The organism is Exiguobacterium sp. J17977 (assembly GCF_018616375.1).
Lineage (GTDB): Bacteria > Bacillota > Bacilli > Exiguobacteriales > Exiguobacteriaceae > Exiguobacterium > Exiguobacterium mexicanum.
This window is the reverse complement of sequence record NZ_JAEQBB010000004.1, coordinates 138,478-164,284: the sequence shown is the minus strand read 5'-3', so window position 1 is coordinate 164,284 and position 25,807 is coordinate 138,478. Positions and strand designations below refer to the sequence as shown.

Below are 25,807 nucleotides of genomic sequence, written 5' to 3'. Positions count from 1 at the left end.
TTCGACAATACTTTAGAATGATACTGAGTATGTGAAACAACAAATGAGGTGTCAGCGAGTATGAATAAAGGACAGCGTTTGATTAAAATTCGAGAAATCGTGACAAACCGTGAAATCGAGACGCAAGACGAGCTCGTCGACGAGCTGCATCGCTCTGGATATCCAGTGACCCAGGCAACGGTGTCACGGGACATTAAAGAGCTCCATCTCGTCAAAGTACCACTCAACGACGGGCGCTATAAATATAGCCTGCCGGCCGATCAACGTTTCAACCCGTACGGCAAAATGAAGCGGATTCTCGGCGACAGTTTCGTCTCGGTCGACTCGGCCCAAAACTTGGTCGTCATGAAAGTGTTGCCCGGCAATGCGGATGCAATCGGTGTGTTAATCGACCATTTGTCATGGGATGAGTTGATTGGAACGGTGTGTGGCGATGACACGATTTTGATGATTGCCCGGGACGAAGACCAGGCGAAGCGAATCATCGAACGACTACTCGGAATGTTATGAGGTGAATTATCGTATGTTAGCAGAACTATCGATCAAACAATTTGCGATCATCGATGAACTGAATATCACGTTCAAGCGTGGGATGACCGTATTGACGGGTGAGACCGGGGCGGGGAAATCCATCTTGCTCGATGCGATCGGCCTGCTCGTCGGGGGCCGTGGTTCGAGCGAGTTCGTCCGCTATGGCCAAGACAAGGCGGAGATCGAAGGGCTGTTCAACGTCGAACCAGATCATCCGATTATCGAGGCGGCGACCCAATACGGTATCGAGATTGAAGAAGGGACCGTCATTTTGCGCCGCGACCTACATAGCAGCGGAAAGAGCGTCTGCCGTGTCAACGGCAAGATGATGCCGTTGTCGACGCTTCGTGAGCTCGGACGGCTGCTCGTCGATATTCACGGCCAGCATGAGCATCAACACTTGATGGATGCCGAATACCATCTCGGCATTTTAGATAGTTTTGCCGAAGCCGAGCTCGCGCCGCTCCTCGAGCGTTATCGTGAGGCTTACGTCGATTGGAAGAACGTCGCCGATGAGTTGAAGCGATTGAGTCAAAGCGAACAAGAGCTGGCCCAACGCATGGACCTGCTCGCGTTCCAGACAAATGAGATTGAGGCGGCCGAACTGAAGGTCGGGGAAGAACAAGCGCTCACCGAGGAACGGAACGAGCTCGCCAACTTCGAGCGGATTCATCAACACGTACGGTTATCGTATGAGGCCGTCGCCGACGAATCGAAAGGACTCGACCAAATCGGGATTGCCATGCGCGAGATGGAGGAAGCTTCCTCCTTGTCGACATCGCTCGCGCCGATGGCCGAGACGATCTCGAACGCTTACTTCTTGCTCGAGGACGCCAAATTCCAGCTGCGTGACCAGCTCGATTCACTCGAATTTGACCCGATTCGACTTGATGAGATTGAGACGAGGCTCGCCTTGTTCCAACAGTTGAAACGGAAATACGGGGCTACGATTGATGAGGTCATCACGTATGGGGAGAAAATCGCCGACGAGTTAAAATCGATGACGAATCGGGAAGAACATTTGCAAGAACTATCGGACCGGCTCGCCCGGCTCGAGCAACAAGTACGTACGACCGGACTGGCGTTATCGGCGGCACGCAAACAAGCGGCGACCGAGCTCGAGAAGGCGATTCAGCGTGAATTGAAAGAATTGTATATGGAGAAGACCCAATTCGAAGTCCGGTTCAAAGAAGGGCCGTTCAAAGCGGACGGACTTGACCAAGTCGAGTTCTACATGATGACGAACGTCGGCGAACCGTTCAAGCCGCTCGCCAAAGTCGCCTCAGGCGGAGAGTTGTCCCGTGTCATGCTCGCGTTGAAGTCGATTTTCTCGCGCACGGTCGGTGTCGCGTCCATCATCTTCGACGAAGTCGACACAGGCGTGTCGGGACGGGTCGCCCAAGCGATGGGCGAGAAAATTTTCCGCCTGTCGGTCGGATCGCAAGTGCTCTGCATCACCCATTTGGCCCAGGTGGCCGCCATGGCGGACCAGCACTTGTATATCACGAAGACGGAGACGGATGAGCGCACGAAGACGAACGTCTCGACGCTCGGACATGCCGAACGGGTCGATGAACTCGGACGAATGATTGCCGGGGCGCAGATGACGGAATTGACGAAACAACATGTGGAGGAACTGCTTACCATGTCTCTCCAATTAAAACGGAAGTTTATCGAAGGGGTGTCTTAATTGATCACATTATGCATCGCGGACGACAATCGAGAAATCGTCGATCTGTTGACCCGCCAACTCGAGTCCGAAGACGATTTAAAAGTCGTCGGGACCGCCTACGACGGCGAGGCATGCTTAGACGTCGTCAAGACACACCAGCCGGACGTGCTCCTGCTCGACATCATCATGCCTCACCTAGACGGCATCGGCGTCCTCGAACGGTTACAGACGGAATTGGCGCACGCCAAGCCGGAAGTGATTATGCTCAGTGCGTTCGGAAAAGATGAAGTCACGAAGCAGGCCGTGCAACTCGGCGCTTCTTACTTTTTAGTCAAACCGTTCAACATTCAGCAACTGATCACAAAAATCCGCGAACTCGCCGCTGGTTCGAGCCGTGAGTTCGAGGCGATGTCGCCAGAAGAACTTGATATCTCGCTCTTGTTGCAACAGCTCGGCATCTCGCCGCGCATCAAAGGGTTCAAATATATCCGCCAAGCGGTCGTCTACGTCCGGGAGCGTCAAGAGTTGCTCGGCTTGATTACGAAGGAACTCTATCCGATGGTCGCGAAAGAGCATGAGACGACCTCGTCCCGCGTCGAGCGGGCGATGCGCCACGCCATCAAGACGGCATGGGAGAACGGGATGCGGGACCACGAGATGTTCGATGGTCGTCCCGAGCGCGAGCGCAGTCCGAAAAACTCAGAATTTATCTCGTATTTCGTCACGTATCAATCGTTCAAACAGCAATAATCGATCAGGAGGGCCTCCTCCTGATTTTCTTTTACTTTGTGAAAGAAAGCGCTTGCAAATCGGGCGAGACTTGTTATAATAAAGGTGTACCAAGTTACTTGGACGAGCGTCAGATGAACGCTTTCTAACGTGTTCCGGAACGGGTTAGAGCAAGAAATCATCTCGGACCGCTATCCGTTAATAGCTCAGAGGTGGGAACGACATCTCAAATCGTCATCGTCCCGACGAGAGGTCGCGACGTACGCTCATTCGCGAGGCGATTCCGGCATCGAGTTCGAAGCTAGGGACCGTGCCCGGGGAAAACGAATCGTTCAGTTGACCAAAAGGAGTGTTGTCAACCGTTGAACAGTTTATGGCAAGCGTTCGACTTCACGATGGATGGTTCGACATGACCCGATGAACAAACGTTAGTAACTCGAATGGGTACGTTTCCGTTCACGCAAGACGGCAGTTACTACTTTCTTTCAAACTTCTTCATTAAGAAGACCATTGGACCTCATGTCACAAGATTGTAGCAAGTAGGAGAGGAGATCATCCGTAGTGATCACAATTCAATACGAATAAAAAGGTTCCGCACTTGAAATGAAGTCAAGTTAGGGAACCTTTTTTTGTGTTCAAGAATCTATTCGTGGGACTTTGCCTGTTTTCTTGTCACGATTGAAGATATAACCTGCTACAAAACCGATCCCGCCCATCGCAATCAACAGTCCGAACGTTCCTTGTAACATTGAGGCGGCTGCCACCGACTCGATCCAAGAGAACGGGACGCTCGTCTTGAGGAAGAAACTGTCGCGAAGTAACTTGATGCCATAGACACCGAAGAGGCCAGGGATGATTAAGATCAACAGTGCGATGATGCGCATAGGATCTCCTCCTTAACACTCATAAGTTTAACAGAAAATACATAGGTCGACACGGCCTTTTTTGTGAGGTTGCGAAATCAGTTCAGGTTCAGTAGCATGAATGCAGAACGGTAAAAATGGGGGATGTCTGAATGAATAAACGATTGATGATTGTCGGTGCGGGGAAAGGCGGGACCGAGGTGTTGAAAATGTTGCTCGACTCGCCGCTCGCCACCGTCGTCGCCGTGATCGACCCGGAGTCGACGGCCGAAGGGATGCAGCTCGCACGGAACCAGGGGATCATGACAGCGGGAGATTGGCGGGCGTGTGCCGACAAGCGTCTCGATTTTGTGATTGAGACGACGGGCCGCTCCGAGACGTTCGATGAATTGAAAGGACATTTCGCGGACGCGGTCGTCTTGCCCGGCGAGTTCATCCGCATCGTCGTCGAACGGTTGAAACAAAACCAACAGATGCTCGAGGCGATTATCGACTGTACGAGCGAGGCAATCTCGGTCGCCGACCATAACGGGAACACGATTTTAATCAACCCGTCCTATACGCGACTGACGGGTTTTAAGAAAGAAGACGTCGTCGACAAGCCGGCGACGGCCGACATCGGCATGCAGGAGAGTGTCCACTTGAAAGTGCTGTCGACCGGGCAAGGAGTCCGCGATATCCGGATGCAAATCGGGGCGACGCGGCGCGACATTCTCGTCAATGCCGAACCGATTATCGTCGAAGGGAAGTTGCGCGGGTCGGTCGGTGTCATCCGGGACGTGTCTCAAATCCGAGCGCTCCGTGACGAGCTGCAAGAAGCGAAGACACGCATCCGCAACCTCGAGGCGAAATACCAGTTCGCCGACATCATCGCGTCGAGCGACGCGATGCGCTTCGTCATCGAACAGGCCCGCCTCGCCGCGGTCACGCCGGTCACCGTCCTTATTCGCGGGGAGTCGGGGACGGGCAAGGAACTGTTCGCCCACGCCATCCACGGTGAGTCCCCGCGCAAATACAAGAAATTCGTCCGCGTCAATTGCGCGGCCATCTCCCCGACGCTCCTCGAGAGTGAGTTGTTCGGCTACGAGGACGGCGCATTCAGTGGGGCGAAACGTGGTGGGAAGGTCGGCTATTTCGAAGAGGCCGATGGCGGCTCACTCTTCTTAGATGAAATCGGCGAACTGCCGGTCGATGTCCAAGTCAAACTACTCCGTGTCCTGCAGGAGCATGAAATCGTGCGGGTCGGGGGTACGAATGCGATTCCGGTCGACGTCCGCATCATCGCGGCGACGAACGCCGACCTTGAACAAAAAGTGGCGGACGGCACGTTCCGTGAAGACTTATATTATCGAATCAACCGGATGCCGATTCACATCCCGCCGCTCCGGGACCGGCTCGAAGAAATCGAGCCACTCTGCGAACGCATCGTCCGCAAGCTGAACCAAGAGTACGGCCGCAGCGTGCGTGGGGTGAACCGCGAGGCGACCGAGCTGTTGAAACATCAATATTGGAAAGGCAACGTCCGTGAGCTCGAGAACGTGCTCGGGCGGGCAATCATTTATATGGCGAGTTCTGAACAGTGGATCGCACCGCACCATCTGCAACTGTCACCACGCGTCGCATCGGCCCGGCCGACCGACGCGCTGTCGTTACAGGATGCCGTCTCGCGCTATGAGCGGGATTTGATTGAACGGGCCATCGAAGAGGCGGACGGCAACAAGTCGGAGGCCGCCCGTCGATTACACATTTCGATTCGGACGCTGTATAATAAGCTTGAACGCATGCAATAAATTACCTGCAACTTTTTTCATACCACGCAAAAAAATGCAGACACCACGACCGATTAAAGCGCTTTCAAAAGTGGAAACAAACTTGCATGATAAAAGATGAAGACAGGCAAGGGGGGACATGCATGAATTTTGAACGGATGCTTGAAAAGGCGAAACGGTTGGACGGACGCACCGTCTCGATTGCCGGGGCCGCCGACGTGGAGGTCATCCGCGCCGTCAAACTCGCGACCGACCACGGGCTATCCCGCTTTAAATTGTATGGAGATGCCCGGGAGACAAAACGGTTATGTGACGAGCACGGCATCGAGGAGGATGCGGTCGACATCATCCACGTCAAAGGCGATCAGGAGATGGCCAAGCGGGCGACGCTCGCGGTCAAGACCGGGGAAGCGGATGTGCTCATGAAAGGCATGGTCGCGACGTCGACGTTCATGAAGGCCGTGCTCAGCCGTGAGTCGGGTCTCCGGACGAACCGGACACTCAGCCATATCGCCTTGTTTCAAATCCCGAACCGGGAACGATTGATCGGGGTGACCGACGCGGCCATCCATATCGCACCGACGCTCGAGGAGAAAGTCGACATCATCACCAATGCGGTCGATGCGATGACAGACATCGGCTATGAGTTGCCACGCGTCGCGGCCATCGCCGCCGTCGAAGTGGTCAACCCACAGATGGCCGCCACGACGGATGCCGCGCTACTCGCTCAAATGAACCGACGGGGCCAAATCAAAGGTTGTGTCGTCGACGGTCCGCTCGCGCTCGATAACGCCGTCGACATGGTCGCGGCCAAACAGAAAGGCATCGCGAGCGACGTCGCCGGACAAGCCGACCTATTGCTCGTCCCATACATAGAGGTCGGCAACGTCCTTTATAAATCGATGATGTACTTTGCCGGAGCGAGCGTGGCGGCAATCGTCGTCGGCGCAGCCGCACCCGTCGTCTTGACGAGTAGGGCCGATACGGCCGAGGCCAAACTGTATTCACTCGCCTTCGCACTCTTGCACGCTAAAAAATAAATTTTTGGAGGAATCATCAATGATGGAAACAAACATGGAACCACGCTTTCGAATTTTCGACGTCTTGCAGGCCGAGGACTATGAGCAAATCGTCTTTTGCCAAGATCAGGCGTCAGGACTGAAGGCGATTATCGCGATTCATGACACGACACTCGGACCAGCTCTCGGGGGACTGCGGATGTGGAACTATGCGTCGGAAGAAGAGGCGCTCACGGACGTCCTTCGTCTCGCGAAAGGGATGACGTATAAAAACGCGGCGGCGGGACTTAACCTCGGTGGCGGGAAAGCTGTCATCATCGGCAATGCGAAGACGGACAAATCGGAGGCGTTGTTCCGTGCGTTCGGTCGTTACGTGCAATCGCTCAGCGGTCGCTATATCACGGCGGAAGACGTCAATACGTCGGTCGCCGACATGGACTTCATCCACATGGAGACGGATTACGTGACCGGTGTCAGCCCGGCGTTCGGATCGAGCGGCAACCCGTCACCGGTGACCGCGTACGGTGTATATCGCGGCATGAAGGCGGCGGCGAAATGGAAGTTCGGTTCGGACTCGCTCGCCGGCAAGACGGTCGCTGTCCAAGGTGTCGGTAACGTCGCCTACAACTTATGCCGTCATTTGCATGAAGAAGGGGCGCACTTGGTCGTCACCGACATCAACGAAGAGGCGCTCAAGCGCGCGGAGACGGACTTCGGCGCGACGGTCGTCAAACCGGATGAGATTTATGCGGTCGATTGTGACATCTTCGCCCCATGTGCGCTCGGTGCCATCATCAATGATAAGACGATCCCGCTACTCAAAGCCCAAATCGTCGCCGGTGCGGCCAACAACCAGCTCGCCGAGGACCGTCACGGGGACGTGCTCGAGGAGCGCGGCATTCTCTATGCGCCGGACTTCGTCATCAACGCGGGCGGTGTCATCAACGTGGCCGACGAGCTCGAAGGCTATAACCGTGAGCGGGCGATGAAGAAAGTCGAACTCATCTATGACAACATGCAACGCGTCTTCGAAATCGCCGAGCGCGATGGGGTGCCGACGCATGTCGCCGCCGAGAAGATGGCCGAGGAACGGATTCAGATGATGTCCCGTTCACGCAGCCAGTTCTTGAAAGTCGAAAAGAGCTTATTGGGTGGGCGCTGAGATGACACGACAGCTCATTCTTGCCATCAACCCGGGTTCGACATCGACGAAGGTCGGTTTGTTTGACGGAGCGGACGAGATATTGTCTCGTACCGTCCGTCACGGGGCCGACGTCACAGGATTGTCACTTCCGGAGCAATTGCCGCATCGAGAACGCGAAGTACGGGACTTATTGGCCGAGTCGAATATCGCGGGCGAGGAGTTGTCCGCGATCGTCGGTCGCGGCGGCTTACTGGCCCCGATGACATCGGGGACGTACGCCGTCAACCCGCTCATGCGTGAGGATTTGGCGAGCGGTCGCTTCGGGATGCATGCCTCAAATTTGGGCGGGCTGCTCGCGCACAAGCTTGGCGAATTATTTCAAGTACCGAATTTTATCGTCGATCCGGTCGTCGTCGACGAGCTCGGCCCGCTCGCGCGAATGACGGGAATGCCTGAAATCAATCGCCGTAGCATCTTCCATGCCTTGAACCAAAAGGCGGTCGCGAAACGATTCGCAGCTGAAAATGGAAGCGATTACAAAGAGCTGAACTTGATTATCGCCCATCTAGGGGGCGGTATCACGGTCGGTGCCCACGCCAAAGGGGCCGTCATCGATGTGAACAACGGACTTGACGGCGATGGGCCGCTCGCACCGGAACGGGCAGGCTCGATTCCTGTTGGACAGGTAGTAGAACTATGTTATAGTACCAGGTATAAAGAGTCGGAAATGAAACAGAAAATCGTCGGACGAGGCGGGTTGTTTGCTCACCTCGGGACGTTCGACGCGATTGAAATCGAACAGCGCATGGCAGATGGGGATGAACAGGCCGCTCTCCTTTACGAGACGATGGCATACCGCGTCGCCCAAGAAATCGCCAAACACGGCGCCACGCTACGCGGCGACGTCGACGCGATTCTGTTGACGGGTGGCATCGCCTATTCGACTTGGCTGACCGAGCAAATTAGTGCGCGCGTCGGCTATTTGGCGCCAGTCCACATCTATCCGGGTGAAGATGAGCTGAAGGCACTCGCCGAAGGCGCACTCCGGACCATCCGACATGAAGAAGCAGTTCGAGAATATGAGGGGGATACACATGGCACGAGAATTTGAGATTGTCGTCATCGGCGGCGGTCCTGGCGGATATGTTGCGGCCATCAAGGCGGCCCAAGCCGGGAAAACTGTCGCAATCGTGGAGGCCGAGAAACTCGGCGGGACATGTCTACATAAAGGCTGCATCCCGACGAAAGCGTTGTTGAAAGCGGCCCACGTCTATCAGACGGCAAAACACGGGAGCGCGTACGGTGTTGAGACGGGATCGGTTTCGTTCAATATGGAGCGGGCCCAGTCGTTCAAACGCGACTTGGTCGCGGGACTAGAAAAAGGTATTGAGCACTTGATGAAGCAAGGCAAAATCGAGGTGTTTCGCGGAAAGGCATCGATTTTGGGACCGAGCATCTTCTCGCCGCAGCCGGGAACGGTCGCGGTCGAAGACGAATCCGGGGAGTCCGAGCTCATCTTGCCGAACCAGCTCATCATCGCGACCGGGTCGATTCCGCGCGAATTGCCAGGCCTGCCGTTTGACCATACACGTATCTTGAACTCGGACGACCTGCTCCAGTTCGAGCAGTTGCCAGAATCCATCGCCATCGTCGGTGGCGGGGTCATTGGTGTCGAATGGGCCTCGATGCTCATCGACCTTGATGTCGCGGTCACGTTGATTGAAGTCGGAGAGCGTCTGTTGCCGCTTGAAGACAAGGCGGTGTCACGGGAAGTCGAGCGACTCCTGAAAAAACGGGGCGTCCGTGTGTTGAAAAACGTCACCGTCGACCCGGAACGGACAGAAGTAGCAACCGATGCCGTCTCGCTCGCGGTCGGTGAAGAGACGATCTCGGTCGAGTGTGTGCTCGTCTCGGTCGGACGGGTCGCCAATACGGAGCATCTCGGGTTACAGAACACATCGATTGTCGTCGAGAACGGTGTCATCCAAGTCGATGAGCAGTATCGGACGAAAGAACGTCACATCTTCGCCATCGGAGACTGCATCGGCAAGCTTCAACTCGCCCATGTCGCCTCGGCGGAAGGTGTGAAGGCGGTCGAGACGATTCTCGGTCACGAGCCGACTCCGCTCGATTACGCCTTGATCCCGCGTTGTGTCTATGGGGTCCCGGAAGTCGCATCGGTCGGCATGACCGAAGAAGGTGCCAAAGCAGCCGGGCATGAAATCAAGACGGGCACGTATCGTTTCAACGGCCTCGGCAAGGCCCGCATCGAAGGACAGGCGGACGGATTCGTCAAACTCGTGTCGGACAAGACGACGGACGACCTGCTCGGGGTGCACATCGTCGGACCGAAAGCGACGGAATTAATCACAGAAGGCGGACTCGCTCTCGTCTTGAACGCCACGGCATGGGAAATGGGCCAACTCGTCCATCCTCACCCGGCGCTGAGCGAAGCGTTCCAAGAAGCGGCACTGGCCGTCGACGGATTACCGATTCACGCCTAAGGAGGAAACAGAATGGAACAGATGACTGTGAATTCATATGAGGAACTAGGATTGACGAAACAAGACCTCGGTGCGATGTATGAGACGATGGTCCGCGCCCGTAAAATCGATGAGCGCATGTGGAAATTGAACCGCGCCGGAAAAATCCCGTTCGTCGTCTCGTGTCAAGGACAAGAGGCGGCCCAAGTCGGGGCGGCGTTCGCGCTCGAGAAAGGGACGGATTATATTCTTCCGTATTACCGCGATGTCGCCGTTGTCCTCCACTTCGGGCAGACGGCTCGCGATTTGATGTTGTCGGCGTTCGCCAAGGCGGAAGACCCGAACTCGGGCGGCCGTCAAATGCCGGGCCATTTCGGTTCGAAACAGCATCGCATCGTGACGGGCTCGTCTCCGGTGACGACACAAGTGCCACATGCGGTCGGTGTGGCGCTCGCCGCCAAACTGAAAAAAGAAGAACTCGTCACGTTCGTCTCGTTCGGAGAAGGCTCATCGAACCAAGGTGACTTCCACGAAGGCGCGAACTTCGCGGGTGTCCATAAATTGCCGGTGATTTTGTTCTGTGAGAACAACAAGTACGCCATCTCGGTACCGCTCTCGAAGCAGCTCGCTTGCGAGCGCGTATCGGACCGCGCCAAAGGGTACGGGATGCCGGGCGTCACGGTCGATGGGACAGATCCGATTGCCGTCTATGTCGCCGTGAAAGAAGCCCGAGCCCGCGCGCTTCGAGGCGAAGGCCCGACGCTCATCGAAGCCGAAGTCGAACGTCTCGTACCGCATTCGTCGGATGACGATGACAAAGCGTACCGCTCGGTCGAAGAGTTGGCTGACCTGAAGAATCGTGACGGGAATCAATTGTTCCGGAAGCGTTTGATCGAAGATGGCGTCATGACCGAGGAAGAACTCGCAGAGATCGAGGCGAACGTCGATCGTGAAGTGAATGAGGCGACAGCGTACGCCGACAAGGCACCATACGCGTCTCCTGAATCGACGATGGACCATGTGTACGAGGGGGAAATGTGATGAAAACGTTTATTGAAGCGATCAATGAAGCGATCCATGAAGAGATGGACCGCGATGAGAACGTCTTCGTGCTCGGAGAAGATGTCGGCGTCCGCGGCGGCGTGTTCCGCGCGACGCAAGGCTTGATTGAGAAGTACGGCGAGGACCGCGTCATCGATGCGCCGCTAGCCGAGAGCGCGATTGCAGGTGTCGGCATCGGGGCGGCCATGTATGGCATGCGTCCGATCGCCGAGATGCAGTTCGCCGACTTCATCATGCCGGCGGTCAACCAAATCGTCTCCGAAGCGGCAAAAATCCGCTACCGCTCGAACAATGATTGGACGTGCCCGATGGTCATCCGGGCGCCGTTCGGCGGCGGCATCCACGGCGCGCTCTATCACTCGCAATCAGTCGAGGCGATGTTCAACTCGACGCCTGGCCTCAAGGTCGTCATTCCGTCCGACCCGGTCGATGCGAAAGGATTGCTCAAGGCAGCCATCCGCTCGAACGACCCGGTCCTCTTCTTCGAACATAAACGGGCGTACCGCCTCTTGAAAGCCGACCTTCCGACCGACGACTATACGGTCGAGATCGGCAAGGCTGCTGTCAAGCGAGAAGGTGACGACATCACGATCATCACGTACGGTCTGTGCGTCCACATGGCCCAGGAAGCGGCCAAGACGCTCGAAGCCGAAGGCATCAGCACGCACATTCTCGATTTGCGCACGATTTATCCGCTCGACCAAGAGGGGATCGTCGAAGCCGTCAAGAAGACCGGGAAAGTGCTCCTCGTCACCGAGGACAATAAGGAAGGCAGCATCATCGGGGAAGTCGCGGCCATCATCGCCGAGAAAGCGCTGTTCGAACTCGATGCGCCAATCGAGCGTCTGGCGGGACCGGACGTCCCGTCGATGCCGTATGCACCACCGATGGAGAAATTCTTCATCGTATCCCCTGAAAAAATCGCGGAGCGGGCACGTCAGCTCGCCGCCTTTTAAGGAGGGGTCATATGGAACAGACAATCAAAATGCCACAGCTCGGGGAAAGTGTCACTGAGGGGACGATCACAACGTTTCTCGTCAAACCAGGGGACCGCGTCGAGGAGTATGAGCCGCTCGCCGAGGTCATGACCGATAAAGTGACGGCCGAGATTCCGGCGACGAGTGCCGGTGTCGTGAAACAGATTTTAATCAGTGAAGGTGACACGGTCGCCGTCGGCACACCGGTCCTCGTCATGGAAGTCGAAGGTGCCGACTCGGCGCCCGCGAAAGCAGAAGTGGAAGCAGAACCGGCACAAGTCGAAGCTGCCCCGGTCGAGACGAAGCAAGCGGTCACTGCAGTGTCGGCCGCGCCACGAAAACAGAATAACGGCCGTTTCTCGCCGGCCGTCATCCGACTCGCCAACGAGAACGCAATCGATTTGAACGAGCTCGACGGTAGCGGCCTCGGCGGTCGCATCACGCGCAAAGACGTCCTCCGCTACGTATCGGAAGGCCGTCCGGTCAAGCCGGAAGCGGCGACGCAAGTTCCGGTCCAAGAGACGATGACACAAACGAAGCTCGACGTACCTGAGACGGTCGCGGCACCGGCCGTGTCGCCATCTGTGCCGGCAACCGGCGCGTCGTCGGACCGAGTCGAACTAATTCCGACGGCTGGTGTCCGTCAAGCGATCGCGAACAACATGGTCCGCTCGAAACATGAGGCCCCGCATGCATGGCTCATGATCGAGGTCGATGTGACGAACCTCGTCACGGCCCGGGCCAAGTTGAAAGACGAGTTCTTCAAACGCGAAGGCGTCAAACTGACGTTCATGCCGTTCTTTATGAAAGCGGCGATCGAGGCACTGAAAAAACACCCGATGATGAACTCTGAATGGGCGGGCGATCACATCAAAGTCCATCAAGACATCCATCTGTCGGTCGCCGTCGCGGCGAACGACGCCCTCTACGTCCCGGTCATCAAGCACGCGGACGAGAAGAACATCAAAGGTCTCGCCGTCGCGCTCCAAGACGTCGCGGCCCGTGCCCGCGGCAACCGCTTGAAAGCGGACGAGATGCGGGGCGGCACGTTCACGATCAACAACACAGGTGCGTTCGGTTCGATTCAATCGGCGCCGATTCTGAATTACCCGCAAGCGGCGATTCTGTCAGTCGAATCGATTGTGAAGCGTCCGGTTTGGGTGAACGGGATGTTCGCGGCGCGCGACATGGTCAACTTGTGCATGTCGGTCGACCACCGCGTCCTCGACGGTCTCGTCGCCGGTCAGTTCATGCAGGCGATCAAACAGTCGCTCGAGTCCATCGACCCGGACACGTATACGCTCTATTGATGCACGTCCTGCCTTCGACCGAGGGCAGGATTTTTCATATAAAAACTAAAAAAGCCACGGAAATGTCCGTGGCTGCATCGCTCAGATGGAACGTTCGATCAACCCCACGATATCGCGGCGGATGCGTTCGGGCGAGGCGAGCTCGGCGTTCGTGTAGCTGAGGCGGTGAGTCGATTCGTCGGTCCCGGTCAAGTCGGCGAACAGGCTACCGAGATTGTGGACGCTCTTGTCGACTTGAATCAATAAGTCGAGCGACGCCTCCGTTTGCAGCATGACGACTTCAAGCTCATCGAGTTTACGTCCGTAGCTCGTCCCGTTCGGCGAGTATTCGAGCTCTTGGGCGATTGGGAGACGGCCGGAACGATGGCGGGCCGGGAGCATCTCCGTATCGGCCTTCTTCAAGCGGAAACCGATGTCATCGAGCACATCGAGGACGACTTGCTGGGCCTGGTTCGGTTTGACGAGAATCGAGTCCTCGTCTTTCGGGTCGACGGCCTGGGCGATATCGAGACCGGTCTCGATCCACGATTTCGATTGGCTGACCGAGATTGGCGTGTTGAACGGCACGTCGATTGTGAACGGGATTTCTTTCACTTCTTCGGGACCGATCATGAACGGTGCTTCGTTCAATAAGATTTTCTCAATTGTGAACGTCGAATACGTCGACTTGTCGTTCACCTCGTGCTTATAGAGCGTGTTGAAGAAGATGTAAATCCGGTCGACCGATTGTTCGGTGCTGCCACCCTTGATATGGACGACGCCGTTGAGCGTGCCGCCTGGCACACAAGCGCTCTCTTCGAGTCGTGTATCCACAGTCGCGGCACCGATTCCGATTGATGATAATAACTTTTTGAACATACAATGATCCTCCTTTGACGTTTGCACGTGTTCGTGTAATAGTATGTACGAATACACGTGCACAAAAGTTTCGAAACTATTGAAAAAAGGATGAACGCAGTGGAATATACAGCATTAACCGAACGACTCGCTGATGTGATTCGCCAGAACGAGCTCGTCACAGCGACAATCAGTCAGCCGCGTCAAAAGTCGAACGATTTACGCCGGGTCAAATTGAAGCCGGTCCTGTTGAAGGGCGAGTACCATATACAATTCGAATACCAATTTGAACGGGTGATGAAACATAAAAATCTCACACCGGACGAGGCAATCATCGAACTCGACGACTTGCTAGAGACGTTTCGCCAAGGACAGTTCCAATTGAAGGCGTCCGAGTTCCACTTTCAACTGTCTAAAAAGTTCAAAGTGACGTTCAAGGAACGTGAGACGGCCGTCAAACAAGTGAAGCTGAGCCATAACCGTGAGAAGCAGTACCTGTTGCCGCTCGATGAACCGGTCCCGTTCCTCATCCGCCTCGGCGTCCAGTCCGAGGACGGGAAAGTGAAGCGCCAAAAGTATGACAAGTTCAAGCAAATCAACCGCTTCCTCGAATTTATCGAAGACTCGATCAAACATTTACCGACCGACCGGACGATTCGGATTCTCGACTTCGGATCGGGTAAGTCGTATTTGACGTTCGCCCTTTATCACTTCTTGCATGAGATGAAAGGTTATGACGTCCATATCACCGGGCTCGATTTGAAGAAAGAGGTCATCGAGGAATGCGCCGGGATTGCACGCGACCTCGGCTATGAACGTCTCGAGTTCCTCGTCGGCGACATCAACGAGTTCGAAGGGGAGACGGCGGTCGATATGGTCGTCACGCTCCATGCGTGCGATGTGGCGACGGATATGGCGCTCGCTCGCGCCGTGCGCTGGGGGGCGAAAGTCATCTTGAGCGTGCCGTGTTGTCAAAAAGAGTTGAACCGTCAACTTGTGGCACCGAGCCTCGACGTCATGTTGCAGCATGGGCTCGTCAAAGAACGGTTCGCGGCGCTCGCCACCGACTCGATTCGTGCCGAATTGCTCGGCCTCGTCGGCTATGAGGCGCAACTGCTCGAGTTCATTGATATGGAGCACACACCGAAGAATATCCTCATCCGGGCGTATTTGACGAACCGGGAAGCGACCACAGAAGCGCGGGCACGCTATGTGGCCTTCAAGACGTTGTTGAACGCGACACCGTTCCTCGAAGGACAATTGAGCGATAGACTTGTCCTAACCGATCCACTCGACGTAAAATAAGAAAGAACAGACGCAAGTCGAAAGGGGAAACAATATGGATTTTCAATTATACTTTCAAGATGTAGTCGAACAAGCGCGCAATGAGGTACGCTCTGCAGGGTATACAGAACTCACGACACCGGAAGAAGTCGACGCGGCGTTAACGAAAGAAGGCAAGACGCTCGTACTCGTCAACTCGGTATGTGGCTGTGCTGGTGGCATCGCCCGTCCGGCAGCGGCGTACGTGAATAAGATGGAAGGCGTCAAACCGGACCAGTTCGTGACTGTGTTCGCAGGTCAAGACCGTGAAGCGACGGACCGCGCCCGTGAATATTTCGAAGGTTACGCCCCGTCGTCACCATCGATTGCGCTACTAGAAGACGGCAATATCGTCACGATGGTCGAACGGAGCACGATCGAGTCATCGACGGCCGAAGAGCTCGTCGAGCAGTTACAGACGTTGTTCGATATTTATTACGCCTAAGAAGTGAGCGCAGAGGCATTGCCTTTGCGCTTTTCCTTAAGAAGGGATCGATGAGATGGAACCAGTCGTCAAAATCATGAGCGAGGCCGAATATACGATCGCTTTGTCGCGCGGCGAGATCAACGAGCCTACCCTCCAAACGGAAGGGTACATTCGTTGTTGCACCCCGCAACAGATCGGAAAATTCGTGCGTCGACATTATCATGGGGAGCGAGTCGTGCTCGTCTCGTTCCATGTCGGACGTCTCGGCAGCCTGCTCCACTATGAGTTTGACGAGGACGGGGAACGCTATCCCCACGTGTATAGCGCCATTCCCATCGCTTCGGTCAAACGAGTGCAGCCTTACGGCTCTCGCGACAACGGTACGGTCACTTATTTTGCTTACGAGCGAATGTGACCGTATTTTTTTGGATTTTATGCATGAATATACTTTACAAGTAATAATTATGTGTATATAGTGGTTGAAGAACAAGTCGGACATATGATGAGTCAGAGAACTGTTGAGCAACATTCACATATATGTCATAATTTTGTTAAAGTTCTGATAATTTCATCCTAATGAAGAAAGGGACGATGAACATGAAAAAAGGTTTTCTAGCATTATGTATCGCAAGCCTAGCCGCTTTTTCAGTAGCCTGTGGGGCAGACGTGAATGAAGGAGGTTCGACATCGACCGATGAGGACGACAAAGTCATCGTCATGGGGACGAGTGCGGACTACTTCCCTTATGAATTCGTCGATACGGCGAACGGGGACGAGATTGTCGGATTCGATATCGATATCGCCAAGCAAGTGGCCGAGAACATGGGCTACGAATTGAAAATTGAAGACATGGACTTCGGGAGCCTGCTCGGGGCGCTTAACGCCGGTCGTGTCGATTTTGTCATGGCAGGTATGACGCCGACGGAAGAACGGAAAGAGAACGCCGATTTCTCAGATATCTACTTCACGGCAAAGAACTTGATTTTGTCAAAAGGCGATGCCATCCAGACGCTTGAAGATTTAGATGGGAAACAAGTCGGGGTCCAACTCGGTTCGATTCAAGAAGGGATTGCCAAAGAGCAAATCCCGGGCGCAGAAATCGTCGCCTTGAACAAGATTCCGGAGATCATTCAGGAAATCAAGACCGGCCGCATCGATGCAATGGTCATCGAGGACACGGTCGCGAAGAAATATCTCGATCAAGACAGCGAACTCACGACGTTTGAGATCGTCGACGAGGAAGAGGCCGGTTCAGCCGCTGCCTTCCGCAAGGATGACGAGCTCCGCGATCAGTTCAATGAAGAGTTGAACAAGATGATCGATTCAGGAGAAATCGAGAAGTTGGCTCAAAAATGGTTCGAACAAGAAGCTGCACCAGCAGAATAAAGATTGTAGAAGGCTGACTGAAAGCATCAGTCAGCCTTTTTTAGGAGGAACTCACAATGGATTTTAGTCGGATTTATGATTCTATCCCGTATATTCTCGAAGGGATTCCCGTCATGTTCCAAGTCGTGCTCGTCTCGGCCTTGTTCGGGATCACGCTTGGCGTCGTCGTCGCCACATTCAAAATCGTCCCGAACCGTCTCGTCAACTTCATCGGACACGCCTACACGGCCGTGTTCCGTGGGACACCGCTCATCTTGCAACTCGCGATCATCCACTTCGGGTTGCCACAATTGACCGGTTATATCACGACGCCGTACCAGTCGGCCGTCATCGCGTTCTCACTCAACTCGGCGGCCTATATCTCGGAAATCATTCGGGCCGGGATTCAAGCGGTCGATAAAGGCCAGTGGGAAGCGTCGGATGCCCTCGGCGTCCCGTACGTCAAACAACTGCGGTCGATCATCTTGCCGCAGGCGTTCAAAAACATCTTGCCGGCCCTCGTCAACGAGATGATCACGCTCACGAAAGAATCGGCGCTCGTCTCGACGGTCGGTGTGCTCGACATCATGCGCCGGGCGCAAATCGTCGGTGGGCAGAAGGCGATCTACTTTGAACCGCTCCTGTTTGCCGGTGTGATATACTTTACAATAGTGATGGTGTTGACGTATCTTGGTCAACGTCTAGAAAAACGGCTAAGAAAGAGTGATGGCAGATGATACAAGTAAAAGATTTATACAAACAATTTGGCGACCTCGAGGTCCTCAAAGGCATTACGACATCGATTGAGAAAGGGGAAGTCGTCGCCGTCATCGGTCCGTCCGGTTCGGGGAAATCGACGTTCCTCCGTTGCTTGAACATGCTCGAGGTACCGACGTCCGGAACGGTCAGCGTCGACGGCTATGAGCTCACGAAAAAAGGGGCGAACGTCTCGAAGGCACGTCAAAACATCGGGATGGTGTTCCAACAGTTTAACTTGTTCCCGCACATGAATGTGCTCGACAATTTGACGTACGCACCGATCAACGTCTTGAAAGTGAGCAAGGCCGAGGCGATCGAACGGGCGAAAAAGCTCCTCGAACGCGTCGGATTATCAGAGAAGATTGATGCCTACCCGAGCCAATTGTCGGGCGGACAAAAGCAACGTGTCGCCATCGCCCGGGCGCTCGCTATGGAGCCGAACGTCATGTTGTTCGATGAGCCGACGTCAGCGCTCGATCCAGAGATGGTCAACGAAGTGCTCGACGTCATGAAAGGGCTTGCCGAGACTGGGATGACGATGGTCGTCGTCACGCACGAGATGGGCTTCGCCCGTGAAGTGGCAGACCGCGTCCTCTTCCTCGACGAAGGCATCTTGATGGAGGAAGGCAAACCGGCCGACCTGCTCCTCAATCCGCAGACCGACCGTGCGAAACGCTTCTTAGAAAAAGTCTTATAACTGAAACGATCCATCTGATAACAGAAAGGGAGGATTTCTATGAAGATCACATACTATGGCCATGCAACCGTTCAACTCGATATCGACGGGACGTCCGTCTTGATTGACCCGTTCCTGACGAGCAACCCGCATACGGATGTCGACCCGGCGAGCGTTAAAGCAGACTACATCCTGCTCACCCACGCTCATTTCGACCATATCGAAGACGTCGAGTTGATTGCGAAACAGACGGGCGCGACGATCGTCGCGACGCACGAACTGGCGACATATTACGAGAAGAAGGGCTTCTCGGTGCACGGCATGAACATCGGGGGCGGCCATTCGTTCGCGTTCGGCCGCGTCACGATGACGCAGGCGTTCCATAGCTCGAGCCTCGACATGGGCGACGTCCCGGTCTATATGGGGATGCCGGGCGGATTCATCATCGAGACGAACGCGCTCACGGTGTATCACGCCGGGGACACGGCACTATTTTCGGATATGAAACTGTATGGCGAACGCTTCGAGATTGACGTCGCCTTCCTCCCGATCGGAGACAACTTCACGATGGGACCGGTCGACGCGCTCGACGCGGCGCACTGGCTCCAAGCGAAACGAGTCGTGCCGATCCATTTCGATACGTTCCCGCCCATCAAACAAGACGCTCGAGCGTTCTGCGATCAATTGCATCAACGCGGTCTCTTGATTGAGCCGAACACGACGATCGAGATTTGATGAGTCATCCAGCGGTGCTCGAGACCGAGCGGTACGTGACAAAGCTCCATGCCGGAGACCATACCGGGCATGACATGGCTCATCTCGACCGCGTCCGCCGTTTGGCGATGCATCTCGCGGAAGGCGAGGTGGTCGATGGTCTCGCCTTGACGCTCGCGGCGCTGTTGCATGATGTCGAGGATGAGAAGCTCCGGCGTGACAAAGGGCTCGTCGCACGACACCTCGACACATTGGCACTCGATACCGAACAACGGGCACACGTCCTGACGATGATTGAGGAGACGTCCTTTTCAAAAGGACGATCCCCGTCGTCACGCGAGAGCGCGATCCTGCAAGACGCCGACCGGCTCGATGCGATTGGGGCGATCGGTATAGCCCGGACGTTCCAATTCGCCGGTGCCCGCGGCAATGCCCTTCACGGTGAGGACGACCCGACGAGCGCGGTCGCTCATTTCGAGGAGAAGTTGCTCCGGCTCGCGGATCAGATGCATACGGAGCGGGCGCGACGAATCGCCCGGGAACGCCATGCGTTCATGCTTACTTTTTTGGACCGGTTCGAAGCGGAATGGACAGGTCAAGACATATGAAACGGCCGAGGAGTCTCCTCGGCCGTTTTTTGGTTAGAACGGATGTTTATTGAGCCAATGGCCACCGTCGAGAGAGATGCAGTCCCCGTTCAAATAACGCATCTCATCCGACGCCATCCAATAGGCGAGGTCGGCAATCTCTTCCGGCGTCCCGAACCGGCCGAGCGGCACGTTGCGGCGGATGCGCTCGACTTCTTTGACGTGGACGGCGAGCTTGTCGGCACCGCCCGTCCGCTCGATCGGGCCCGGACTGATCGCGTTGACGCGCGCCCCGAACTGATATCCCCATTCGACGGCGAGCGTTCGCGTCAAATTGAGTACGCCGGCCTTGGCGGCCGCGCTCGGTGCGACACCGGCGCCTGCTTGCCAGGCGTACGACGCGACCATATTGATGATGGAACCGTCACGCAGTTGCTCCCGGTCCCAATGTTTGCCGAGCACGTGGGTGCAGTTGAACGTCCCGTTCAAGACGATATCGATGACGCTCGTCCATCCGTTTGGCGTCAAGTCGAGCGTCGGACAGACGAAGTTGCCGGCCGCGTTGTTGACGAGCGCGTGCACTGGACCGAACCGCTCGACGATTTGATCAAGTGCGACGGCACACCCCTCATAGTCGCGTACGTCGTGTTGCACGGCCATCGCCGCTCCGGGCCCGACCGCCTCCAGTTCACCCATCGCCTCTTGTAACCGCTCCTCGTTGCGGCCGCTGATGGCGACGTTCCAGCCCTCGGTCTTGAATTTTAGCGCCATCGCCTTGCCCATCCCCGATGAGCCACCTGTGATCCAAATCGTTTTCATACAAATCCCCCTTTGGAATGAATGGTCGTTCAGTTTATGTATTCGCTCAGCGCTAGGGGGATTCCTGCAAAAAAAGTGACGGCCATTTGGCCATCACTTCATCTGTTCGAAATAGGTCAATCCGAGATCACGGTCGATGCGATACATCGTCCCGGCGACTTTCTCGCCCCAATACGGGTCAGAGGCGTAATTCACATTGACGCCTGCTTGCTTATTGCCAGGGAACGGTCCACGGTCATAGACGCCCGTCACGTACTTCTCGGCGAATAGTCGGGCCGCCGCGTCGATGCTGGCCTCGACGGATGGATAGGCGGCCGCATTTCCGCTCGGGTCGTTGTCGGTCGCCTGGAAGCCGAACAAGTTATTCTTTTCCCGGGCGATGGCGGACGTACCGAACCCGGACTCGTGTCCGGCGACGGCCATGAGGAACAAGGCGTTGATGCCGAACTCCGCCTCGGCGTCTTTGAAGGCATCGCCTTTCCCAGTGAGCGGGCTGTCATCGAGTGAGCCGAGGAATGCGTCGAGCTCGCGAGCCGAATACGGAGCCTTCGACGCGATCGAGGCGAATTGATATGGCGAATCGAACACGTCGCGCACGTCCTCGGTGTAATAGCGGTCGGACGACTCTTGCGGGGCCGGTCCGACGAGGAATGTGCCGGCCAAATTTCCGTTCGCCTCGACGGTATGGAACACTTGTCCGTCCCGCATCTGATAAAAGCCGCGCCGCTCGACGACGGCGTCCGGATATAGCGTCATGTCGGCCGGTTTCACGTAGACGTCAGCACCAGAGATGTTCACCAACAAATGCGTGTCGGTCGTCTGCACGAGACGGAGACGGGTCCCGCCGGCAACATACGATTGCCGTTGCTTGAACTCGGCGTCTTGATACAAGTTTGTGATTCGGTCGGTCGGGGTGACGGCGATGCCGGTGCCCGTGAAGTCGATGACGTCGCCTGACGAATCGAGCAACGCCCGATTGCCTCCCCGTTCCATATAGGCCCGGGCCTCGTCAAGCGTTTCGAACGACCGGGTCGAGACGTCACCACCATCATACGTCTGAACGATATACGACCCGCTCGGACGGTCTTGGAGCCACAGGAAGCCCAGAACGGCGAGGGCGAGCGTGAACAGCGTGGAAATCACGCCGCGTTTTTTTCTTTTCAATACGATCACTTCCAAACATATGGATTGCCAAACGGAACAAACTAGTGAACAATTTTGTGAGAGAGGAGGAGATATTTATGAAAATCGGATCACGCACGCTCAAAACTGCGGCGGCAGCCGGAATCGCCATGCTCATCTCCGAGACGATTCATCTCGATTACTACGTCTTCGCAGCGATCATCGCCATCCTCAGTATTCAGGAGACACGGAAAAAGTCGTTTCGGGCTTCCTATGAGCGGGTCATGGCCAGCCTGATTGCCATCGGCATGGGGGCATTGATGTTCACCTTGCTCGGTTATTCACCGGCGACGCTCACACTTTATTTTGTCATGTTCATCCCGCTCGTTCAACAGCTCAAACTGCAAGATGGCATGATCACGAGTGTCGTCATCTTGACCCATCTGTACACGGAAGGGCGCTTCTCGCTCGACCTGTTCGTCAACGAATTGTTATTGATCGCCATCGGCGTCGGGGTCGGACTTGTCGTCAACATGTACATGCCGACACTCGATAAAGAGATTGAGCGCATCAAGGACAATATCGACCGGGCCCTCGCCGTTCACTTTTATGATGTGGCCGCCTGTGTCGAGACGGGCGTCTATAACGACCATTCGATGATGCTTTTGAAGACGCGGGATTATTTGAAACAAGGGAAAGATCTCGCGCTCCGTCGCATGGGGAACTCGATTGGGAAGCGGAACGAGGACATGGATTATTTGTACTTTCGGATGCGGGAACGGCAATATGACATCTTGAAGCGTATCGCCGAGAACTCTCGGGAAATCACGATGGTCGTCAATGAGGCCAAACCGGTGGCGACATTCCTCCGACGCGTCGGGGATAACGTCAACCAACGGGCCGACGCTTCGACGTTCCTACGGGAGCTCGAAGAGACGATTGAGCATTATCGAAAAAACGTACCCCTTCCCACATCGCGTGAGGAATTTGAGGTACGTTCATCGCTATTAAATATCTTGTCAGACGTGAAGAGCTACTTGATTTTGAAAGAGCGGTATATCCTGCTATTACAGGAACATGGCCATCCCAGACAAAAACGTGCTCAATAAAAAGATGGATACGATGACGACGACACCGATTTGAATGATGCGTTGACGCTTTTTCTGTTTATTACTCATGACGTTCCTCCAAATGTGTTTGTCCTCATTGTACAGAATGGAAAAGGTTCGTGCAAACGGCACGAGTTTGTTATAATAACCTAGAAATGTTTGGATGGAGGGATGTTTTCATGGTAAACGAGAAACGAGTGCTTGACACATTTTTACAACTGGTCGGGATCGACTCAGAGACGAAAGAAGAAGCAGTCATCTGTGAGCATTTAAAGGCGGTCTTCACAGAGCTCGGATGCGACGTCTATGAAGACGATGCGTCGACGAAAACGGCTCATTCAGGTAACAACTTGATTATTACGCTACCGGCTACAAAACAAGGCGTCGACCCGATTTATTTCACGGCGCATATGGATACGGTCACACCTGGTAAAGGAATCAAGACGAGCATTCAAGACGGTTACGTCGTGACGGACGGGACGACCATCCTCGGGGCGGATGATAAAACCGGATTGACGGCGATGATCGAACTCGTTCGCGTGTTGACGGAGCAAGCGATTCCGCACGGTCAAATCCAATTTGTGATCACGGTCGGGGAAGAATCTGGGCTCGTCGGGGCAAAAGTACTCAATCTTTCGAAAATCGATGCGAAGTTCGGCTTCGCGCTCGATTCGGATGGCCCGGTCGGCGACATCATCGTCGCAGCTCCGACTCAGGCGAAAGTGAACGCCAAAATCTATGGCAAGACAGCTCATGCCGGTGTTGCCCCGGAAAAAGGTGTATCTGCGATTCAAATCGCGGCGAAAGCGATCGCGAAGATGAAGCTAGGTCGAATCGATAAGGAGACGACGGCAAACATCGGACGCTTCGAAGGCGGCCGTGCCACGAACATTGTCTGCGACTACGTCGAAGTGCTCGCGGAGGCCCGCTCGCTTATCCACGATAAGATGGAAGCACAAGCCGAAGCGATGAAACAAGCATATCTTGACGCAGCTGAAGAACATGGCGGACGTGCGGAAGTCGACATCGACATCATGTACCCAGGCTTCAAGTTCGAAGAAGGGGACGAAGTCGTCGAAGTGGCGAAAGCAGCCGCGACAGCGATTGGCCGTCCAATTCGAATCTTGCATTCAGGCGGCGGTTCGGATGCGAACGTGATTGCCGGCGGCGGGATTCCGACCGTCAACCTTGCTGTTGGATATGAAGAAATTCATACGACGAACGAGCGTATGCCACTCGTCGAACTGTACAAGTTGGTTGAATATGTCGTTCAAATTGTCGAGCTCGTCGCGACACCGAAAACGAAATGAAAAAGAGCCGACGTGATGTCGGCTCTTCCTATGTGTTCGAGCTATTATGCGGCGAACTCCAACGATTCTAAAACGAGTTCGTCTGAACAGTGAAGTTCCATCGCTATGTCGTGAATGAGGATTGAGGTGCCTAATTCTTGTTGGTGTTTGCGATTCATTGAAGTCGCCCGTTCCCGGATCTGTTGATAGATCGAGTCGGAATGTTCAACTTTCTTCATCACGGATCACATCCTTTTTCAACGATTGCCTACAGTATAGCATGGAATGGACGACAAGAAAGGACATTATCATTTATGAAGTTACAATTTTTAGGAACTGGCTCTGGTATGCCGTCGAAACAACGGAACGTCTCCGGGTTGGCAGTCACGCTTGCGAAACAGACGTGGCTCATCGATTGTGGCGAGGCGACGCAGCACCAGATGCTGCATACGAAAGTAAAACCGCGCAAAGTCTCCGCCGTTTGGGTGACACACCTTCACGGCGATCACGTCTTCGGTCTGCCCGGGTTCTTGTCGACGCGTTCAGCGCTCGACGGGTCGAGCCCGCTCACCTTATATGGACCGAAAGGCATCAAGAAATGGCTCGAGTTGACGATGAAAGTGACGGGTTCTTATCTCGGCTATGACTTGACGATTGTCGAGTACGAGGACGGCGATACGTTCGAACAGGACGGTCACCTCGTCATCGTCAAACGACTCGACCATCGCTTCCCGTCGTACGGATTCCGTATTGAAGCGCCGGAACGACCGGGCGCATTGCTCGTCGACAAAGTGAAGGCGCTCGGCATCCCGAGCGGACCGATTTATCGGACGATCAAGCAGTCTGACACGTTCGAGTTTGAAGGGAAAACCTACGCCTCTAAAGAATACGTCACTGACGCGGTCCCAGGACCGGTCGTGGCGATTCTAGGCGATACGGTCCCTTGTCCGAACGCCGCGGTCCTCGCCGCAGGGGTCGATGTGCTCGTCCATGAAGCGACGTTCATGCAAGCTGAGGCGAAGCTCGCCCGTCAATACGGTCACTCGACGACAGTCGAGGCGGCGACGCTCGCGAAAACGGCGCAAGTTGGGCGTTTGATCGTCACTCATATCTCGGCCCGCTACCAAGGCCGGGACGAGGCGTTCGTCGACGAAGTGCGCACCGTGTTTCCAGACAGCCATGTAGCCAGTGACTTCTTCGAGTTTACAGTGGGGGATTAAC

Annotated in this window: 26 protein-coding genes; 22 read left to right on the top strand and 4 right to left on the bottom strand. The window is 55.2% G+C overall.

Annotated elements, in window-relative coordinates:
- Positions 1-60: 60 nt before the first annotated feature.
- The 3 genes from ahrC to spo0A are packed head-to-tail and all read left to right on the top strand — an operon-like array spanning position 61 to position 2,953.
- Positions 61-510, top strand: coding sequence for a transcriptional regulator AhrC/ArgR (gene ahrC, locus KNO58_RS08865; RefSeq protein WP_021067696.1), 450 nt, complete (start codon positions 61-63; stop codon positions 508-510).
- A gap of 13 nt (positions 511-523) precedes the next feature.
- Complete coding sequence (gene recN / locus KNO58_RS08860) at positions 524-2,221, top strand: DNA repair protein RecN (protein WP_214753189.1); 1,698 nt, start codon at positions 524-526, stop codon at positions 2,219-2,221.
- Entirely contained in the window at positions 2,222-2,953 is a 732-nt protein-coding gene (spo0A, locus tag KNO58_RS08855; protein ID WP_214753187.1) for a sporulation transcription factor Spo0A, read from the top strand.
- 614 nt (positions 2,954-3,567) lie between these two features.
- Here the strand turns inward: spo0A and KNO58_RS08850 are convergent.
- Positions 3,568-3,816 carry a DUF2627 family protein gene (locus KNO58_RS08850; RefSeq protein WP_021067693.1) on the bottom strand — a complete coding sequence of 83 codons (249 nt, stop codon included), beginning with the start codon at positions 3,814-3,816 and terminating at the stop codon, positions 3,568-3,570.
- 131 nt (positions 3,817-3,947) lie between these two features.
- Here KNO58_RS08850 and KNO58_RS08845 point away from each other — a divergent pair, with 131 nt between their 5' ends.
- From KNO58_RS08845 to KNO58_RS08810, 8 genes are all read left to right on the top strand, one after another.
- Complete coding sequence (locus KNO58_RS08845; RefSeq protein ID WP_214753184.1) at positions 3,948-5,585, top strand: sigma 54-interacting transcriptional regulator; 1,638 nt, start codon at positions 3,948-3,950, stop codon at positions 5,583-5,585.
- Between the two features lie 122 nt (positions 5,586-5,707).
- The gene (gene yqiS, locus KNO58_RS08840) at positions 5,708-6,604 is read left to right on the top strand and encodes a phosphate butyryltransferase (protein WP_214753181.1); all 897 of its coding nucleotides are present in this window, start codon (positions 5,708-5,710) and stop codon (positions 6,602-6,604) included.
- Positions 6,605-6,623: 19 nt separating this feature from the next.
- On the top strand, positions 6,624-7,745 hold the full coding sequence (locus tag KNO58_RS08835) for a Glu/Leu/Phe/Val family dehydrogenase (RefSeq protein WP_021067690.1): 1,122 nt from the start codon (positions 6,624-6,626) through the stop codon (positions 7,743-7,745).
- Between the two features lies 1 nt (position 7,746).
- Entirely contained in the window at positions 7,747-8,838 is a 1,092-nt protein-coding gene (gene buk, locus KNO58_RS08830) for a butyrate kinase (RefSeq protein ID WP_214753179.1), read from the top strand.
- Complete coding sequence (gene lpdA, locus KNO58_RS08825) at positions 8,822-10,231, top strand: dihydrolipoyl dehydrogenase (RefSeq protein ID WP_214753177.1); 1,410 nt, start codon at positions 8,822-8,824, stop codon at positions 10,229-10,231. Before buk ends, lpdA begins: the two co-directional genes overlap by 17 nt.
- 21 nt (positions 10,232-10,252) lie before the next feature.
- Entirely contained in the window at positions 10,253-11,251 is a 999-nt protein-coding gene (locus KNO58_RS08820) for a thiamine pyrophosphate-dependent dehydrogenase E1 component subunit alpha (RefSeq protein WP_029595280.1), read from the top strand.
- Positions 11,251-12,228 (top strand): alpha-ketoacid dehydrogenase subunit beta, encoded by a 978-nt coding sequence (locus tag KNO58_RS08815; protein ID WP_021067686.1) that lies wholly within the window; start codon positions 11,251-11,253, stop codon positions 12,226-12,228. The genes KNO58_RS08820 and KNO58_RS08815 overlap by 1 nt, the downstream gene beginning before the upstream one ends.
- A gap of 11 nt (positions 12,229-12,239) precedes the next feature.
- A complete protein-coding gene (locus tag KNO58_RS08810) occupies positions 12,240-13,559 on the top strand; it encodes a dihydrolipoamide acetyltransferase family protein (protein WP_214753175.1) in 1,320 nt (439 codons plus the stop codon).
- 81 nt (positions 13,560-13,640) lie between these two features.
- On the opposite strand, the gene KNO58_RS08805 is transcribed toward KNO58_RS08810, so the two are convergent.
- Positions 13,641-14,417 carry a sporulation protein gene (locus KNO58_RS08805; protein WP_214753173.1) on the bottom strand — a complete coding sequence of 259 codons (777 nt, stop codon included), beginning with the start codon at positions 14,415-14,417 and terminating at the stop codon, positions 13,641-13,643.
- A 99-nt stretch (positions 14,418-14,516) separates the two neighbouring features.
- On the opposite strand from KNO58_RS08805, the gene KNO58_RS08800 reads away from it, so the two are divergent.
- From KNO58_RS08800 to KNO58_RS08765, 8 genes are all read left to right on the top strand, one after another.
- The gene (locus tag KNO58_RS08800) at positions 14,517-15,701 is read left to right on the top strand and encodes a class I SAM-dependent methyltransferase (protein WP_260570670.1); all 1,185 of its coding nucleotides are present in this window, start codon (positions 14,517-14,519) and stop codon (positions 15,699-15,701) included.
- A gap of 34 nt (positions 15,702-15,735) precedes the next feature.
- The gene (locus KNO58_RS08795) at positions 15,736-16,164 is read left to right on the top strand and encodes a BrxA/BrxB family bacilliredoxin (RefSeq protein WP_021067682.1); all 429 of its coding nucleotides are present in this window, start codon (positions 15,736-15,738) and stop codon (positions 16,162-16,164) included.
- 55 nt (positions 16,165-16,219) lie between these two features.
- Positions 16,220-16,561, top strand: a complete 342-nt coding sequence (locus tag KNO58_RS08790) for a DUF952 domain-containing protein (RefSeq protein WP_021067681.1) — start codon at positions 16,220-16,222, stop codon at positions 16,559-16,561.
- 182 nt (positions 16,562-16,743) lie between these two features.
- On the top strand, positions 16,744-17,532 hold the full coding sequence (locus KNO58_RS08785) for a transporter substrate-binding domain-containing protein (RefSeq protein WP_214753170.1): 789 nt from the start codon (positions 16,744-16,746) through the stop codon (positions 17,530-17,532).
- A gap of 56 nt (positions 17,533-17,588) precedes the next feature.
- Positions 17,589-18,248 carry an amino acid ABC transporter permease gene (locus KNO58_RS08780; protein WP_021067679.1) on the top strand — a complete coding sequence of 220 codons (660 nt, stop codon included), beginning with the start codon at positions 17,589-17,591 and terminating at the stop codon, positions 18,246-18,248.
- Positions 18,245-18,967, top strand: a complete 723-nt coding sequence (locus tag KNO58_RS08775; RefSeq protein ID WP_214753167.1) for an amino acid ABC transporter ATP-binding protein — start codon at positions 18,245-18,247, stop codon at positions 18,965-18,967. Before KNO58_RS08780 ends, KNO58_RS08775 begins: the two co-directional genes overlap by 4 nt.
- Before the next feature lie 39 nt (positions 18,968-19,006).
- Positions 19,007-19,681 carry a metal-dependent hydrolase gene (locus tag KNO58_RS08770; protein WP_214753165.1) on the top strand — a complete coding sequence of 225 codons (675 nt, stop codon included), beginning with the start codon at positions 19,007-19,009 and terminating at the stop codon, positions 19,679-19,681.
- The gene (locus tag KNO58_RS08765) at positions 19,681-20,268 is read left to right on the top strand and encodes an HD domain-containing protein (protein WP_214753163.1); all 588 of its coding nucleotides are present in this window, start codon (positions 19,681-19,683) and stop codon (positions 20,266-20,268) included. Before KNO58_RS08770 ends, KNO58_RS08765 begins: the two co-directional genes overlap by 1 nt.
- 33 nt (positions 20,269-20,301) lie before the next feature.
- Here KNO58_RS08765 and fadH read toward each other — a convergent pair whose 3' ends face one another.
- Both fadH and KNO58_RS08755 read right to left on the bottom strand, forming a co-directional pair.
- Positions 20,302-21,066 (bottom strand): 2,4-dienoyl-CoA reductase, encoded by a 765-nt coding sequence (gene fadH, locus KNO58_RS08760; protein ID WP_251026162.1) that lies wholly within the window; start codon positions 21,064-21,066, stop codon positions 20,302-20,304.
- Between the two features lie 93 nt (positions 21,067-21,159).
- The gene (locus KNO58_RS08755; RefSeq protein ID WP_260570672.1) at positions 21,160-22,239 is read right to left on the bottom strand and encodes an N-acetylglucosaminidase; all 1,080 of its coding nucleotides are present in this window, start codon (positions 22,237-22,239) and stop codon (positions 21,160-21,162) included.
- Between the two features lie 68 nt (positions 22,240-22,307).
- Here KNO58_RS08755 and KNO58_RS08750 point away from each other — a divergent pair, with 68 nt between their 5' ends.
- The 3 genes from KNO58_RS08750 (at position 22,308) to rnz (ending at position 25,806) form a co-directional block, all read left to right on the top strand.
- Complete coding sequence (locus tag KNO58_RS08750; RefSeq protein WP_214753158.1) at positions 22,308-23,297, top strand: aromatic acid exporter family protein; 990 nt, start codon at positions 22,308-22,310, stop codon at positions 23,295-23,297.
- 179 nt (positions 23,298-23,476) lie between these two features.
- Complete coding sequence (locus KNO58_RS08745) at positions 23,477-24,607, top strand: M20/M25/M40 family metallo-hydrolase (RefSeq protein WP_214753156.1); 1,131 nt, start codon at positions 23,477-23,479, stop codon at positions 24,605-24,607.
- A 293-nt stretch (positions 24,608-24,900) separates the two neighbouring features.
- The gene (rnz, locus tag KNO58_RS08740) at positions 24,901-25,806 is read left to right on the top strand and encodes a ribonuclease Z (protein WP_214753154.1); all 906 of its coding nucleotides are present in this window, start codon (positions 24,901-24,903) and stop codon (positions 25,804-25,806) included.
- Position 25,807: the final 1 nt, after the last annotated feature.

Bases quoted from the DNA above. Each gene is read 5' to 3' on its own strand.
- ahrC (WP_021067696.1), top strand. From the start codon at position 61: ATGAATAAAGGACAGCGTTTGATTAAAATTCGAGAAATCGTGACAAAC.
- KNO58_RS08765 (WP_214753163.1), top strand. From the start codon at position 19,681: ATGAGTCATCCAGCGGTGCTCGAGACCGAGCGGTACGTGACAAAGCTC.
- KNO58_RS08850 (WP_021067693.1), bottom strand. From the start codon at position 3,816: ATGCGCATCATCGCACTGTTGATCTTAATCATCCCTGGCCTCTTCGGT.
- KNO58_RS08820 (WP_029595280.1), top strand. From the start codon at position 10,253: ATGACTGTGAATTCATATGAGGAACTAGGATTGACGAAACAAGACCTC.
- KNO58_RS08845 (WP_214753184.1), top strand. From the start codon at position 3,948: ATGAATAAACGATTGATGATTGTCGGTGCGGGGAAAGGCGGGACCGAG.
- KNO58_RS08745 (WP_214753156.1), top strand. From the start codon at position 23,477: ATGGTAAACGAGAAACGAGTGCTTGACACATTTTTACAACTGGTCGGG.
- fadH (WP_251026162.1), bottom strand. From the start codon at position 21,066: ATGAAAACGATTTGGATCACAGGTGGCTCATCGGGGATGGGCAAGGCG.
- recN (WP_214753189.1), top strand. From the start codon at position 524: ATGTTAGCAGAACTATCGATCAAACAATTTGCGATCATCGATGAACTG.
- KNO58_RS08780 (WP_021067679.1), top strand. From the start codon at position 17,589: ATGGATTTTAGTCGGATTTATGATTCTATCCCGTATATTCTCGAAGGG.
- KNO58_RS08805 (WP_214753173.1), bottom strand. From the start codon at position 14,417: ATGTTCAAAAAGTTATTATCATCAATCGGAATCGGTGCCGCGACTGTG.
- KNO58_RS08810 (WP_214753175.1), top strand. From the start codon at position 12,240: ATGGAACAGACAATCAAAATGCCACAGCTCGGGGAAAGTGTCACTGAG.
- buk (WP_214753179.1), top strand. From the start codon at position 7,747: ATGACACGACAGCTCATTCTTGCCATCAACCCGGGTTCGACATCGACG.
- KNO58_RS08795 (WP_021067682.1), top strand. From the start codon at position 15,736: ATGGATTTTCAATTATACTTTCAAGATGTAGTCGAACAAGCGCGCAAT.
- KNO58_RS08835 (WP_021067690.1), top strand. From the start codon at position 6,624: ATGATGGAAACAAACATGGAACCACGCTTTCGAATTTTCGACGTCTTG.
- KNO58_RS08785 (WP_214753170.1), top strand. From the start codon at position 16,744: ATGAAAAAAGGTTTTCTAGCATTATGTATCGCAAGCCTAGCCGCTTTT.
- KNO58_RS08790 (WP_021067681.1), top strand. From the start codon at position 16,220: ATGGAACCAGTCGTCAAAATCATGAGCGAGGCCGAATATACGATCGCT.
- KNO58_RS08775 (WP_214753167.1), top strand. From the start codon at position 18,245: ATGATACAAGTAAAAGATTTATACAAACAATTTGGCGACCTCGAGGTC.
- KNO58_RS08815 (WP_021067686.1), top strand. From the start codon at position 11,251: ATGAAAACGTTTATTGAAGCGATCAATGAAGCGATCCATGAAGAGATG.
- yqiS (WP_214753181.1), top strand. From the start codon at position 5,708: ATGAATTTTGAACGGATGCTTGAAAAGGCGAAACGGTTGGACGGACGC.
- KNO58_RS08770 (WP_214753165.1), top strand. From the start codon at position 19,007: ATGAAGATCACATACTATGGCCATGCAACCGTTCAACTCGATATCGAC.
- rnz (WP_214753154.1), top strand. From the start codon at position 24,901: ATGAAGTTACAATTTTTAGGAACTGGCTCTGGTATGCCGTCGAAACAA.
- lpdA (WP_214753177.1), top strand. From the start codon at position 8,822: ATGGCACGAGAATTTGAGATTGTCGTCATCGGCGGCGGTCCTGGCGGA.
- KNO58_RS08750 (WP_214753158.1), top strand. From the start codon at position 22,308: ATGAAAATCGGATCACGCACGCTCAAAACTGCGGCGGCAGCCGGAATC.